Raw genomic sequence first — 15,296 nt, 5'->3', positions numbered from 1 at the left:
TATGCATTATTTGGTTTTTATCATACTGGCTCCTTGGCTGTTTTTACAGGGCAAAAGGGTCAAACAAAACACCCCAAGATTGCCTGAGGCTGCAGGCCCTCGTGCGGGAGTTTCAGGCTCTGGTGAAAACTTATCGTTGTTAATCTTTGGCGACTCTGCGGCTGCAGGCGTAGGGGTTGAGTATCAACAGCAAGCGCTTAGCGGCACGCTGGTCGGTGAATTATCGCCTCACTACCAAGTTAATTGGCAGCTACTGGCTAAATCTGGTTACAACACGCAGAGGGCGATCAACATGTTGCAGCGAAGCTTAAGTGCTACGCCGTCTTTGCACTTTGATGCGGTAGTGGTGTCGCTTGGGGTGAATGATGTACTCAGTCCGCTGTCAGCAAAGCGCTGGATTGAGCAACAAAGGGCATTAATTGATTTGCTTGTGACTAAGGCTAATTGCCAAACGTTGATATTAACCCGAGTGCCGCCAATGGGCGACTTTCCTGTGCTACCACAACCGCTACGCTGGTTTTTAGGTAAGCGTAGCAATGAGTTTAATCGCTATTTGGAAAACGTTGCTGCAAAGGATCAAGGTTTTACGTTGCTCGATTTTGGTCATCAGCTTGATGCTAGCGCAATGGCAACAGATGGCTTTCACCCCGGAGAGCTAATTTATCAAGATTGGGGAAAAAGCGCCGCAGCTTTACTGATAAAGGCTAAAGGCTAACGAATATCGAAAAAGCTTTTTATATCATCAATCTGGCACATGGCATCTTGATAACCCAGTTCAATTAAGGCGCTGCAATAGCCTTGCTCAAACAGCAGGTATGACACAATACTCGAGTCTGAATGCTCATTTATCCCCAACGCTCTTAACATCATTTTGATGGCAAAAGGCATATCTTCAAAGTAGCGTGACGCCATTGCACTTAGATCTTCACTGGGTTTTATCACTAAGGTTTCAATGCGCTTTAAGGCCAGTTTTTCTCGGCTCTTCTCTGGAATAAGCTCAAGAGTGCTGTTGATCCGCTCAAGCCTCTCAAGGTCACTATTTAGCGTGTCAGAGAAAATCGTATCCAGCAAGTGGCCTGCAATGGTTGCTGTTTTGGGGTGATGATTTAGCTCTTTGGCTTGTACCTTGTGCGGGCTCTCAAGGTTAATCACCATAATTTTATCAGCGCCTAGGTGAATAGGGCCGCTAAGAGGCGCCAGCTGATGCACTGAGCCATCACCATAATATTCTTGATTTAAGCGTATTGAAGGAAAGACCATCGGAATGGCTGAGCTTGCTAATAAGTGGTCGGTATTAAGCCGAGTACGTACGCCATGGCGCCTTGCTCTTTGCCAGTTATCAATATGCGCATTGGCTTGAAAAAAGGTGACTGAGCGTGAGTTATTATAACAAGAGGTATCTAAGCTCACCGCTTCCAATGCGCCGCTATTAATATTGCGATCGATGCGCTCAAAGCTGATTAAATTGTTTAGCAGATGACGCAATGGGTCGCTATTAAATAAGCTACCAGCAGTACTGGAGGCGCCATTACTTTGCAGACCTTTAAGGCCCATTTTACTCAGGTGCTTTAATACACCACCGATAGATGCATGGTAGACCTTTTTAGCATGGATATGGCGCCAAACCCATTCGAGTTTACGCACTCCTAAATGAAAGCAAGAGGCATGAGTTGCAATTGAAGTCGCGTTTATTGCGCCAGCAGAAGTGCCACAGACGATTTTAAAAGGAATACCATGGTTACGTGGGTAAAACTGCACAATCGCCTTAAGCACGCCTATTTGATAGGCTGCTCGCGCGCCACCGCCCCCTAGTACTAACGCCGTTTTTTTTGACAATTCGACGCTCCTTATCGTTTGAAAAATACAATGTATTTATAATCTTGCTGTTAATTTCAGCATATGTGACTCAGCTGGCTTGTTCAAGAAAAAGTCAAAAAATATTCGTCTGCCTATACTAATTGGTATTATTGAAGGGTGTTAAAATTTGGACATAAAAAACGCCGATGAAATCATCGGCGTTTTTATCAGCTTGTAAGCTATTACACCTGAGTGCTCTAGCTTATCGAGCCATTAAGCTTGTTGCGCTTTTAAGAACTCAACGATTTGGTCTAGTGGAATATCTTGCTTCTCACCAGTACGACGGTTCTTATATTCGAACATACCGTTGTCGATGTTACGATCACCAATAACCACTACATGTGGAATACCGATAAGCTCCATATCAGCAAACATTACACCTGGACGCTCTTTACGATCATCAAACATCACTTCGATGCCAGCGTCGTTTAGATCTTGGTAAAGCTGCTCAGCGATATCTTTAACGCGATGCGACTTGTGCATGTTCATTGGCAAAATACCAACTGTGAACGGTGCAATCGCTTCTGGCCAGATAATACCGCGGTCATCGTTGTTCTGCTCAATTGCTGCAGCAACCATGCGGCTTACGCCTACACCGTAACAACCCATAAGTAGCGTCTGTGACTTACCGTTCTGGTCTAGTACGTTGGCGTTCATCGCTTCTGAGTAGTTAGTGCCTAACTGGAAGATATGACCCACTTCGATACCGCGAAGTAGGGCAATCGTACCTTTACCACATGGGCTAGGCTCACCTTCGATAATGTTACGTAGATCGAATGCTGCCGCTTCTGGAAGATCGCGCTCCCAGTTGATACCGAAGTAGTGCTTGCCATCTTCGTTTGCACCAGCGCCAAAGTCGCTCATGATGCTAACGCTGTGGTCAACAAATACAGGCATGTTTAGACCAACTGGACCAATAGAGCCGGTGCCAGCACCGACTGCATCACGGATAGCCGCTTCGTCAGCAAACTCAAATGGTGCTAATACCGCGTCAATTTTTTCAGCTTTCACTTCGTTTAGCTCGTGGTCACCACGAATAACGATAGCCACTAGTGGCGCTTCTTCAGTCGAACCTTTAACGATAAGTGTTTTTACTGTTTTCTCAATCGCAATACCGTGTTGCTCAACAAGTTCAGCAATCGTTTTAGCGTTTGGCGTGTCAACTAATGTCATTTCGCTAGTCGCGGCTTGACGTGTTTCAGTTGGCATTGGCGCTTCACATTTTTCAATGTTTGCTGCGTAATCGCTTTCAGTAGAGTAAGCAATTAAGTCTTCACCGCTGTTAGCTAACACGTGGAATTCGTGCGACAAGCTACCACCGATAGAACCGGTATCAGCCATAACTGGGCGGAATGCTAGACCTAAACGCTCTAGGATGTTGCAATAAGCTTGGAACATCGCTTCATAAGTTTCGTTCATGGTTTCTTGATCGATATGGAAAGAGTATGCATCTTTCATCAAGAATTCACGTGAACGCATTACACCAAAACGTGGACGAACTTCGTCACGGAATTTGGTTTGGATTTGGTATAGGTTAAGTGGTAACTGCTTGTATGAGTTAACCTCTTTACGCACGATGTCAGTGATGACTTCTTCGTGAGTTGGGCCTAGTACGAAGTCACGGTTGTGACGGTCTTGGAAACGAAGTAGTTCAGGACCAAACTTGTCAAAACGACCCGTTTCAACCCAAAGATCGGCAGGCTGAACCATAGGCATAAGAATTTCAACCGAGCCGGCTTTGTTCATTTCTTCACGAACAATCGCTTCGATTTTACGTAGTACACGTAAACCTGTCGGCAACCAGCTGTATAAGCCTGATGCGTTACGACGGATCATACCCGCACGTAACATTAACTGATGACTAACGACTTCTGCGTTTGCAGGAGTTTCTTTTTGAGTTGATAGCAGGTACTTGCTTACGCGCATTACCGGTGTCCAAATTTGAGTTGAATGGGCGCTATTTTATCACTTGTAGTGGTTCTGTCACCTACGGATTGAGTGAATTGGTGGTTTTTATTCGCTTTAAAAGGAATTGGAGGCAGGCGAGCTGGATTTTATGAGTCAAAAAGCAGTGGCCTATTGCTAAAAAATAAGCCACTTAAACTGGAGGATATTAGGCTTTGTCGCGTCTATCGCCTATGACACGAGCTGGGTTGCCGGCAACGATGGCATAATCAGCCACATCTTTAGTCACAATAGCACCCATACCAATAACCGCATGATTACCTATGGTGACACCATCTACAATACCTGCTTGGGCGCCGATCCATACGTCTTCACCAATCACCACACCTTTAGAGTTTGAGGCTTGTTGGTAGATTGGCATGTCTGGCGCCATACCGTGATTAAAGGCATAAATGGTGACATGGTTAGCAATCCGAGTTTGATTACCTATGTTGATACCGTGGCGGCCACCGTCAAGGGAGCAACCATGATTAATAGCTACTTCATTGCCTAAGGTGATCGGCCCATGTAAAAAACTATCAGCGGCAATCATACACTGCGCGCCGATAATAATATTACGCCCTGGCTCAGCAAATAAATTAGCTTCTGGTGCAACAAAGCAACGCTCGCCAATACTGACGGTTTCAACTGCACTAAAATGCGCTTGAACTTCATCTTGCCAAGGCTTTGCCCACTCAAGGTGTTTATCTTTTAGCGAGAAATAAAGCCAAGGCATATAAGACAAACGCTTTTTATGCTGAGTTTGGTAATCGGGCTTATTGATTGCAGGTGGCTGTTGCATAGGCTGTACTTAACTCTGTGCTGTCGACTGGTCAGATTGACAATCTTTGCCGATCGTTGATGGACGCAGTTCAGTGACCTCAATGCCTTGCTCGGTGATAACCCATAGAATATCCAAATCGTATAAAGCTACTTGGTACAATTTAGGATCGGCTTTGGCCTTTTTATAAGCCGGACGGGGGTCTTGCGCTAAAACACCTTCAATCAATTCTGCAAGGCGCGGGTAAGCTGGATTTTGCTGATACTTTGTAAGCTGAACTTGCGCTTGCTCATTAAAGTACACATTGGCTAACCCTGGCGCGTCTTGAGCAATGCCCCCTTGAGCATTCTCAATCGAATCTGAAAAGGGAATATAAGGTTTAATATCAATAATTGGCGTGCCATCGAGCAAGTCCATGCCTGAGATCTCAAGGCTGACTTTACCGTTATGGGTATGCACTGCGTGCAACTTAACCACTGACTGCCCAATACCATTTGGTCGAAACGTTGAGCGGGTTGCAAATACGCCCAGTTTTTCATTACCGCCTAGCCTTGGTGGACGCACTGTGGTTTTCCAACCTGCGGCGAGGTTTTCATGAAAGCAGAAAAGTAACCATAAGTGTGAGTATTGCTCTAATCCTCTCACCGCATCAATTTGGTTAAATGGCGGGGCTAGCTCAACAAAACCGCGAGCAGCACTAACAAGCCCTGGCTGTCTGGGAATACCAAACTTTTGTTTATAAGGAGTGCGGCAATATGCCACGGCTTGAATTTGGCTATTAAAAGACATTTAGGTTACTTCTAAAATCAGTAAATAAAATTACTGTGGGTTGTTAGTGGTGACAATTGCCTGACCAACGCATAGTGCGCGGCTAACACAATTTGGGCTTGCTTCTTCAATCAGCAAACAATTCTTGATAACTAGACCGTTGGCTTGTTTATCTGCGGCGGCGCGGCGAGCAATAGTACGCGCTTCAACAATAGACGCAGGTGCATCATTTTGAGAAATCTGGCAGGTTTCTCCCTCAACTAAGCCTTTTATTTCAAATGGGCCAATAGGTTGCAACGTGCCTTCATAAACGGTGACGTCTGATGCCTTGAAATAGTCATTAATCGCATCGCTGTCCAAGTTACTGTTAAAGGCGTAATCACCGGCGCAACCGCTAAGCATTAAGAGAAAAGCTGATGGTAGTAAGTATTTCATTATTGCGAGCCTATATTATTGTAATGATTGGGAGCAGTGGTTGAAAACGTTAAATAAAAAAGTGCTCATTAAGAGCACTTTTTTAAAGGATTTATGTTTATTGCGCTATTAGTTAGAAATTCTAGCGCTTTAGATACTTTTGATAAAGCTGTTGATGACGATTATTCAAATCAATTTTACGGCCATCAATAAAGATAGACTCAATTCCAGCCTGCATAGGATCTAATATATCGCCCGTAGCAACAATGATATTAGCTTTAAAGCCTGAAGCAATCGCGCCCATATCGTCAATATCTAATATTTTTGCCGCATCTAAAGTAATACTTTGCAGTGCCTCTTGCTTTGTTAAACCATAGGCAACGCTTTGCCCAGCAGCAAAGGGCAGGTTACGGCTATTCCAATCAGATGAAAAGCCGATAGCAAAAGGCACTTGCGCTTGCTTAAGCAATGCCGGAATTTTAAAGGCGAGATCGATTGGCTCATCTTTGCGCTTTGGCAGGGCAAGAGTCTGGTTATAGATAACCTTGGCATCGATTTCAGCCAAAGCACTGGCAATGCGCCAAGCATCATAACCGCCAACAATAACAAGCTTAAAATGGTATTGCTTAGCTAACGCGATCGCTTGCTCAATTTGTTGCTGTGACTGGGCATGGACAAATAACTGCGCATTACCTTCATACAAGGGGGCAAGTGCTTGCCAACGAAGGTCGATTTTTTTCAGTTTACCCGCTTGCTGAGCAAGCTGGTATCGCTGCCCATCTTCAAAAGCGCGTGAGACTGCATCGATTCGGCTTTGCAGATCGGCTAATTGCTGTTTGCGTTTGTCAGTATCTTTCGATAGCCAACGTATGTGTGGCCAATAAAGGTGAAATTGCTGGTTAGATTGAACTAACGCATCTTCAATCGTCCAGCTATCCATGGCAACCAGTGCCGATTGACCCGCTAAACCATCACCTTGAGGGACAACTTGTGCATGGGTGATACCATTTACACGTACCGTCGGAATGATTTCTGAGTCGGGATTAAATGCCGTTATTGCCTCTAGTTGCGGATTAATAAAGCCCACTTCGTAAGCATCATTACTTGGACGCATCATTTCAACTTCCACAAGCCCCATGGTGGTATCGAGTGCAATGAGTCCAGGATACAAGTGCTTATTGGTCGCATCAATAACTTGCACGTCAGCAATTGTTACATCGCTCAGTTGCGCAGAGTAACCGGGATTAGTTGTTGAAGTTTGCTGTATTGTCGCAGGATCTGTGTCGGCATTAGACTGACTTGCTAAAGAGTTGCTCGCTAGAGACTTATCGAGATCTTGTCCTACCGCGATAATGTTACCGTCGATAACCAGTACATCGCTTTCTAGCATCACGCCATCGGTTACCGTATGTACCGTTGCATTGGTAAACAGTATCGGCTGAGTTTGTGCTTTTGCCGGTAGCATATCATGGGCATTAGCCACAAATGCCAATGGGAGAGAAGCCCAAGCCAAAGCCAAAGCTTTCAGCATGGGAGCTTTGAAGCTTGTTGGCTTATGAGTTGCCTGCTTATTAGTTGCTTGGGCTAGAGAAGTATTATTGTTCATTACAGTGCTCCTGTAGCTGATTGCTGCCAAGCATTGAAATGCGTATCGCAGTGCCATTCAGGTTCCGTTAAATCGATAGGGGATTCGCCTTGTTTATGGGCATCATCACTTTGTAACACTTTTTGAATTAAAGCAGCACGTTCAGAGGCTACTTCGATTTGGGCGACGCTATCTTGCTGGCGGTCAAAGTAGCGGCGGCCTGCAATCCAAGTCGAGTCGACTTTTGCGTATACAGATAACGGTGCGCTGTCCCATAACACAATATCAGCTTGTTTATCTTCGACAAGAGAGCCGACTTTATCTTCAATACCTAACTGAATAGCCGGATTGATGGTGATCATTTTCCATGCATCTTCTGCTGACATTCCACAATACATCATTGATTTAGCGGCTTCTTGGTTAAGGCGGCGCTGCATTTCATAATCATCAGAATTGATACTGGTTAACACGCCTTTGTCTTGCATTAAGCAGGTGTTCTGCGGGATAGCATCATAAACTTCAAACTTGTACGCCCACCAATCAGAAAAAGTCGAGGCATGAGCGCCATGCTTAGCCATTTCATCTGCAACTTTGTAACCCTCAAGGATATGGGTAAAGGTACCAGCTTTGAAGTTATAGGCTTCTGCTAAACGTAAGAACATTAAGATTTCAGATTGCACATAAGAGTGAATATGAACATCACGGGTTTGTTCAAGCACTTCTGCTATGGCTTCTAAGCGGTAATTATATTGTGGTGCTACAGTGCGCCTACGTTCACTTGAACGCATTTTTTTATAATCAGCTTGCGCTTTACGATAGGCGAGGGCTTCATTAAACGCTTCACTAAAGAGGGCTTTTACGCCGATGCGACTTTGCGGAAAGCGATGGGTAAATGCATCTCCCCAGTTACTCTGTTTAACGTTTTCGCCCAAGGCAAACTTAATGCTGGCAGGCGCGTCTGCAAATTTCATCTCTTTAGCAGTGTCACCCCATTTGAGCTGGATGAGCTGCGCTTGGCCGCCAATCGGGTTGGCGCTGCCATGTAAAAGCTGTGCCGTGGTCACACCGCCTGCAAGGCTGCGATAAATGGCAATATCATCGGGGTTGATAACATCGCCAATACGCACCTCAGAGGTAACCGCATCTGAGCCTTCATTGGTGCCGCCATTAAGTGCAATATGGGAGTGCTCATCAATAATACCGGCTGTCACATGTTTGCCTGTTGCATCAATGCTGCTATAGCCTGAAGGAGTCCTTAGGTTTTGGCCTATTTGCTTAATTTTACCGCGAGCAATAATCAAGTCACTGTTGGTTAAAATGCCGCTTTTATCCGATGTCCAAATAGTGGCATTTTTAATGTGCACTTTTTCAAGTTGTGGCTGTGCACTTAAACCATAAGCCACATTTGGTGAGGTTTGTTTTGAAATTAGCTCGACAGGCGCTTTTTCAGCGCTTTTATCTTTGTCGGATACAAGGATTGGCTCAAGCTTAATGCCACCAAAAGGAATCGTTTGGTTACTGGCATCAAGTAGTCGGCCTCTCAGACCTTGATTGTCTAGCCAAAGGGTAAAGCGGCTAATGCCCTTAATACCCGCTTCTGAGAGATCAGCGCTAAAGGTCAGGCGACCGGACTGGTAATTTAGGTTTGCGAGACTGATATCTTGCTCGCCGCTAGTGAGGCTGCCACTAAGCTTTGGTGTTTGCTCAATAGTTAAATCAAAATTAAGCTCATTTATCTGTAGCTGATATAGATTATCTAACAGAGCGTTTTCTCGGTTAATAACCTGTTGCTCGTCGCCTTGCAGCCACATACTGACAATTTTACCGTCATTGAAGATATTGCCATCGGTGATGACTAAATCAGCCATATAACCCGGTTCGAGCTTTCCAGCGATATGCTCAATTCCTGATATTTCAGCTGCATCAGTGGTTAACGCTGCTAGTGCTGCTTCTTGTGACAGGCCTCTTTCTACAGCTTGTTTTAATCTAGGCCAAAACTTGTCTGACTCAATACCATGTTGAGTTAATGCAAACGGTATTGCAGCATTGGACACCATCGCTAAATTACTCGGTGCACGCTCCCAATGTCTTAAATCAGCGAGACTGACTTCGCGCTCACTGTCGCCATCGGTTATTTCTGGCGCAGCTGGGTAATTAAGTGGAACTACTAGACTGAAGGGATACGATTTAATTTCTGCTAGTTTTGCGTATTCTCGGCCGTTACCTATTAGGCTACCGCTTAATTCGTGCTCATTTAATAGTTCGGCGGCGCGGATCTGATTATTCAGATTGGCAGTATCAAAAATGAAGTTTTGCTTTTTAGCATCCGCTAAGCGTTCAAAGGCAATATTAAATTCGACTGACTCTCCAGACGTGGAAGTTTTATTCTTATTGTCGTTATACCACTTAGCGTCTGAAAATGTTTGTCTGATTAAGGCAATACTTCCCATTAATGATTGTGGGTAGTCTTGAATAGAAGCGCCCTTGTTAAAGGCCATAAATTGGCTAGTTTGTGCATTATAAATAACATCATTAGCTTTTTTATCTGCTAAAGACAAAGCCACGCCTTGACCGCGGAATATGCCATCTAAATATCCAGACTGCACACTGGTAAAGCCATTACTTATCCATTGTTGTGCTTGTTCTTTATCTGGGTAAATATAATTAAACCATTGCTTTTCTGAATGTATTGCCCCATTACTTGCATTACCACCTATACGCTTTATTTCATATACCGGCCCGGACGTTTCCTCTACTTCTGGCTCGTATTCAATGGCGTATTCGGTAAAAGGGTCAATGAAGCCTGGATAGATAGTGTGACCAGTTAAATCGATGACAAAGGCATCGTCAGGAATATCATTGTTTTTAACCACGGCCTTAATTTTATTGCCTTGTATCAATAAGGTCGCGTTGGTTAAGGTTTTACCAGGCTCAATGGCCAGTGTGGCGTGGCTTAAGGCGGTGAGTCTAGGGGTATTATCGGTAAGTTGCTCATTGGCGATAGCGGCTTGCGAGCATAACAAGCTTAGTAAAGCGGCTGGGGTTATGATGACATGTTTACGCATTATTCTACTTATTATTGTTAGATAAACAGGGATGTTATGAGAATACCCTAACTTATTAACAATGACTAAGCGCTAATTGTAACTTTCAATGTAATACTTTTAACCTAAAACTAAAAAGCCCGCATTAAGCGGGCTATTTTAAGAAGATTTTAATTTAGATTAAAAAGTCTTCCATAGTACGGCCTTGTTCAAGCTCGTTCTTAAATACTGTTGGCATACGGCCTTGACCAGTCCACTGTACCATTTCACCATTAACTTCAATTTGGTATTTAGCTGGGCGTGGAGCACGCTTTTTAGGGGCAGGTTTTGCTGCTGCACCGCCAATATCATCAACTGAAAGGCCGATAGCTTCCATTTGCTTACGAATTTCTTCGATTTTAGCATTACGCTCAGCCATTGCTTCTTGCTCTTCGGCTTCTTGAGAGGCTTTATCTTCAATAATTTTATCTAGCTTTACTGCCAGTTCTTTTAAATCAGTAAGTGACAACTCTTTAACTGCTGCTTTAAAACGACGGCCATGGGTCAATATTTCAAGAAAATCGCTCATAATTATTTAAGTCCAATTAATAATAAGGTGGGAATAATTTTATTAGGTAAATAATAGAAACTATTTTAGGAAGGATCAAATATTATTTATGAATTAGACATATTCAGTTTTTATATTCCTTATTAGTTAAAATGAATAGCAGAACGAATATAGTCGGTTAATAAATGTTTTTAGCCTGTTTAATTCAAGCAAATGTTATGTAGTGTCAACCTGAATGAACAGGCGTTTGAAACCTAGTTGACGTTAACGTTAACAGCACGTAAAGTGAGCTTAATTTCAGTAATCGCAGTTAACTAATATATAGCTGCAACATTACTTAACCCGATCATGATAAGAGACGTAAGAAGGAAGCCCTATGAAAGTATTGGTGCCAGTTAAACGTGTCGTCGATGCCAATGTAAAGGTCAGAGTTAACGCTGACAATACAAGCGTTGATACCGCAAACTTGAAAATGGCAATTAACCCGTTTTGTGAAATTGCTGTTGAAGAAGCCGTTCGTTTAAAGGAAGCCGGAAGCGCCTCTGAAATCGTGGTGTTAAGTGTTGGACCTAAAGCAGCTCAAGAGCAATTAAGAACAGCATTAGCACTGGGTGCTGACCGCGCGATTCATATTGAAACTGATGAAGATTTAGTGCCACTTTCAATTGCTAAGCTTATTCATGCAGTGCAGCAAAAAGAGCAAGCGCAGCTGGTTATTTTAGGTAAACAGTCGATTGACGGTGACAATAACCAAACCGGCCAAATGCTTGCTGCCATCGCCAAAATGCCACAAGCGACCTTTGCATCAGAAGTGAAATTGGATGGCGATAAGCTTGTTGTTACCCGTGAAATTGACGGTGGTCTGCAAACCGTTAACTTATCATTGCCTGCGGTTGTTACAGCGGATCTGCGCTTGAATGAGCCTCGCTACGCTAAGCTACCGAATATTATGAAAGCTAAACGCAAGCCACTTGAGTCGTTAACGCCTGCTGATTTTGACGTAACACTTAAGTCTCACCAGAACATTATTAAAGTGGCGTCACCTGCAGAGCGCAGTGGCGGTATTATGGTGGGTTCTGTCGAAGAGTTAGTTGAAAAGTTAAAAAATGAAGCGAAGGTGATCTAATGGCGATTTTAGTATTAGCAGAACACGATAACGTTAGCTTAAAACTTGATACCGCGAAAGTTGTAGCTTGTGGTCAAGCAATCGGTGGTGACATCGACGTATTAGTGGTTGGTCATGACTGCGCGGCAGTAGTAACTGAAGCACAAAAACTTAATGGCGTGCGTAATGTATTAGTTGCTGATTCAGCTTCATACACCAATCACCTAGCCGATAACGTAGCTGATTTAATGCTGGCAATTGCTGCTGATTATGAACATGTCTTAGCAGCCGCTTCAAGCTTTGGTAAAGATGTACTGCCGCGTGTTGCCGCACTATTGGATGTGTCTCAGTTATCTGAAGTCATTGAAGTGGTGAGTAACGATACATTTGTGCGTCCAGTATATGCGGGTAACGCGTTAGCGACTGTGCAAAGCTTAGATGACAAGAAAGTGATGACAGTGCGTTCAAGTGCGTTTGACGCAGTTGCCGCTGATGGCTGTGCTGACTTAGTTACGCTTTCACAAGATATTGCGCCACAGGTTGAATTTGTTACGCAAAGCTTAACGGAATCAGAGCGCCCAGAACTGGGTAGCGCCTCAGTTGTGGTATCGGGTGGTCGCGCATTAGGTAACAGCGACAACTTCGGTATTTTAGAGCAACTGGCTGACAAACTTGGTGGGGCACTCGGTGCATCGCGTGCTGCAGTTGATGCCGGCTATGTGCCAAACGATTTACAAGTAGGCCAAACAGGTAAGATTGTTGCACCAGACTTATATATCGCCGTCGGTATTTCCGGTGCGATTCAGCACCTTGCAGGTATGAAAGATTCAAAGGTGATTGTCGCAATTAACAAAGATCCAGAAGCACCCATTTTCCAAGTCGCAGACTATGGCTTAGAAGCGGATCTTTTTGAAGCAGTACCAGAGCTGTTGGCGAAATTGTAATCTATACAGTCAGATCCAATAACAGGCTCTTTAGCGCCAGTTGTATTTAATTGGTGTGTGAACTGTTAATGGCTGTGAGGTGTATTTGGTATTGTGTGTGATCTGTGTCACGATAAGCGGCTTTAGAGTAGCATCTCTAAAGCCGCTTATGTTTTTATGTCCGTCACGCTTTTTGAGCTAGTCTTAAATTGCGTCCTGAGAAGTAGAGGTGCATTAAATATCAGTATCGATAAGTAGGGTGATGCCGCTGATCTATCGAGAAAGGATTTGATGCCGAAGTGACATAGCATATCGGGGCTAGTTGCTGGGGCTGTGACCAAATAGGGACAGCACTGCCATAGTATTTCTTATCTGGAAGATAAGAGATTTTTATATTAATGACGAACCATTAATATGGCTATGGAGCGCTACTGATAGGACAGGTGTAATCAGATATTTATTGCTATATCCCACCAGTTCAGTCGGCCTCCATTCGTATTTAACGAAGAAACTAAAACAATGACAATTATAAGTTACGCCGATTCGGCTTTATCGCTGCTACCTCCGGTTGCGGCAATCGTACTTGCGATGTTAACTCGTCGCGTCCTACTGTCACTGGGTGTGGGTATTTTATTGGGGGCATTATTGCTTACCGATTTCTCTGCCATGCAAACAGCACAATACCTAGGTGAAAAAGTATCCGCACTGGTTTGGGATGATGGCGCATTAAATAGCTGGAACCTTTATATTTTAGGCTTCCTTGTGTTGCTTGGTATGATCACTGCGTTGATCACCGTTAGTGGTTCATCTAGGGCCTTCGCCGATTGGGCGCGTAATCATATTCGTAATAAGCGCGATGCAAAACTATTAACTATGTTTTTAGGTTGTGTGGTGTTTATTGATGACTACTTCAATAGTTTAGTAGTTGGTAGTGTGGCAAGACCACTTACCGACCGATACTACATCTCTCGCAGTAAACTGGCTTACTTGCTAGATTCTACTGCTGCACCGATTTGTGTTATCTCACCTGTATCAAGCTGGGGCGCTTATATTATCGCCTTGATTGGTGGTATTTTAACGGCACACGGATTTACTGATACCGGACACTTAAGTGTGTTCGTGCAGATGATCCCAATGAACTTCTATGCGATTTTTGCATTGTTACTATTACTTTGTGTTGCTTTGATGGGGCTAGATATTGGTCCAATGCGTCAACATGAATTAAAAGCGCAGAAGGGCGAGCTGTACGATGCTTCTAAAGGTCTGCCACCTGGAGCAAACTCAGATTTGCCAGAAGCAGATACTGGTAAGATCATGGGCTTATTCTTGCCAATTACAGTATTAGTATTTGCCACTTTCTACTTTATGGTTAGCAGCGGCGGCGACGCCTTAGCAGCTAAAGGTGCAGAGTTTAGCTTGATTGGCGCATTTGAAAATACTGATGTTGGTTCATCACTATTCTTTGGCGCTGCAATTGGTCTTGTAGTTACGCTTGCACTGGTTATTTATCAAGGCGTTGAGAAGTCGATGATTGCAAAAGGCTTATTTGAAGGCGCGAAATCGATGCTACCTGCTATCTATATTCTACTGTTTGCTTGGACTATCGCGGGTGTGATTGGTCAGCTAGAAACGGGCAAGTATATGGCGAGCTTAGCAACCGGTAATATTCCATTTGCGATGTTACCTGCTGTGTTGTTTATTCTTGCAGGTTTAACCGCTTTCTCTACCGGTACCAGCTGGGGTACCTTCGGTATCATGTTGCCAATTGCAGCAGATATGGCGATGGGTAGCCACACAGGTATGATGTTACCTATGCTTGCCTCTGTGCTTGCTGGTGCGGTATTTGGTGACCATTGTTCACCGATTTCAGATACGACTATTTTGTCGTCAACTGGTGCTAACTGTCACCACATTGACCACGTAATGACACAGCTACCTTACGCACTGATTGTTGCTGGGATCAGCATGGTGGGTTACCTAGTATTAGGTTTCACAGAATCTGTTACCGCAGGTCTAGTTGCTTGTAGCGTATTGTTTGTGATTAGCATTATTGTACTTCGCATCAAATCTTGTTCGCCTGATGCAGCTTGTAAGCAATAGGACGACACAATCATTGGCTGAGTGATTAAAGACTAATTCAAAAATAATAAAAACCGCTCTTTATCGAGCGGTTTTTTTATTGCTGAAATTGTTGCTAGGGGATAGCAGGATAATCGTTAATGTTTATCTCGAATGACTATCTCGAATGACTATCTCGAATGACTATCTCGAATGACTATCTCGAATGACTATCTCGAATGACTATCTCGAATGACTATCTCGAATGAC

The 15,296-nt window shown here is 43.9% G+C and carries 12 protein-coding genes and 1 riboswitch; of the genes, 4 read left to right on the top strand and 8 right to left on the bottom strand.

Annotation, left to right across the window (positions count from 1 at the left end):
- The first annotated feature begins 1 nt into the window (after position 1).
- Positions 2–715, top strand: coding sequence for an SGNH/GDSL hydrolase family protein (locus L2748_RS16335; RefSeq protein WP_220781423.1), 714 nt, complete (start codon positions 2–4; stop codon positions 713–715).
- Here the strand turns inward: L2748_RS16335 and L2748_RS16330 are convergent.
- From L2748_RS16330 to L2748_RS16295, 8 genes are all read right to left on the bottom strand, one after another.
- Positions 712–1,836, bottom strand: coding sequence for a patatin-like phospholipase family protein (locus tag L2748_RS16330; RefSeq protein ID WP_220781422.1), 1,125 nt, complete (start codon positions 1,834–1,836; stop codon positions 712–714). The two genes, L2748_RS16335 and L2748_RS16330, sit on opposite strands and share 4 nt — an antisense overlap.
- A gap of 234 nt (positions 1,837–2,070) precedes the next feature.
- The gene (locus L2748_RS16325; RefSeq protein ID WP_220781421.1) at positions 2,071–3,783 is read right to left on the bottom strand and encodes a proline--tRNA ligase; all 1,713 of its coding nucleotides are present in this window, start codon (positions 3,781–3,783) and stop codon (positions 2,071–2,073) included.
- Positions 3,784–3,970: 187 nt separating this feature from the next.
- Entirely contained in the window at positions 3,971–4,603 is a 633-nt protein-coding gene (locus tag L2748_RS16320) for an acyltransferase (RefSeq protein WP_220781420.1), read from the bottom strand.
- 9 nt (positions 4,604–4,612) lie between these two features.
- Positions 4,613–5,371 carry a tRNA (N6-threonylcarbamoyladenosine(37)-N6)-methyltransferase TrmO gene (gene tsaA, locus L2748_RS16315; RefSeq protein WP_220781419.1) on the bottom strand — a complete coding sequence of 253 codons (759 nt, stop codon included), beginning with the start codon at positions 5,369–5,371 and terminating at the stop codon, positions 4,613–4,615.
- Between the two features lie 30 nt (positions 5,372–5,401).
- Positions 5,402–5,785, bottom strand: coding sequence for an Rcs stress response system protein RcsF (gene rcsF, locus L2748_RS16310; protein ID WP_220781418.1), 384 nt, complete (start codon positions 5,783–5,785; stop codon positions 5,402–5,404).
- Positions 5,786–5,906: 121 nt separating this feature from the next.
- Positions 5,907–7,295, bottom strand: a complete 1,389-nt coding sequence (locus tag L2748_RS16305) for an amidohydrolase family protein (RefSeq protein WP_220781446.1) — start codon at positions 7,293–7,295, stop codon at positions 5,907–5,909.
- 74 nt (positions 7,296–7,369) lie between these two features.
- A complete protein-coding gene (locus L2748_RS16300; RefSeq protein ID WP_220781417.1) occupies positions 7,370–10,414 on the bottom strand; it encodes an amidohydrolase family protein in 3,045 nt (1,014 codons plus the stop codon).
- A gap of 154 nt (positions 10,415–10,568) precedes the next feature.
- Positions 10,569–10,961 carry an H-NS histone family protein gene (locus tag L2748_RS16295; protein ID WP_220781416.1) on the bottom strand — a complete coding sequence of 131 codons (393 nt, stop codon included), beginning with the start codon at positions 10,959–10,961 and terminating at the stop codon, positions 10,569–10,571.
- Between the two features lie 355 nt (positions 10,962–11,316).
- Between L2748_RS16295 and L2748_RS16290 the strand changes: the two genes are divergently transcribed.
- The 3 genes from L2748_RS16290 (at position 11,317) to L2748_RS16280 (ending at position 15,068) form a co-directional block, all read left to right on the top strand.
- A complete protein-coding gene (locus L2748_RS16290) occupies positions 11,317–12,066 on the top strand; it encodes an electron transfer flavoprotein subunit beta/FixA family protein (protein WP_220781415.1) in 750 nt (249 codons plus the stop codon).
- Complete coding sequence (locus tag L2748_RS16285) at positions 12,066–12,989, top strand: FAD-binding protein (RefSeq protein WP_220781414.1); 924 nt, start codon at positions 12,066–12,068, stop codon at positions 12,987–12,989. Before L2748_RS16290 ends, L2748_RS16285 begins: the two co-directional genes overlap by 1 nt.
- 195 nt (positions 12,990–13,184) lie before the next feature.
- A riboswitch (Lysine riboswitch) is annotated at positions 13,185–13,407 on the top strand.
- 80 nt (positions 13,408–13,487) lie between these two features.
- Positions 13,488–15,068 (top strand): Na+/H+ antiporter NhaC family protein, encoded by a 1,581-nt coding sequence (locus L2748_RS16280; protein WP_220781413.1) that lies wholly within the window; start codon positions 13,488–13,490, stop codon positions 15,066–15,068.
- Positions 15,069–15,296 lie beyond the last annotated feature (228 nt).

The sequence above is a fragment of the Shewanella sairae genome, from assembly GCF_023283535.1.
Classification (GTDB): Bacteria; Pseudomonadota; Gammaproteobacteria; order Enterobacterales; family Shewanellaceae; genus Shewanella; species Shewanella sairae.
The sequence above is the reverse complement of the archived record's forward strand: the minus strand, read 5'-3'. Positions and strand labels throughout refer to the sequence as shown.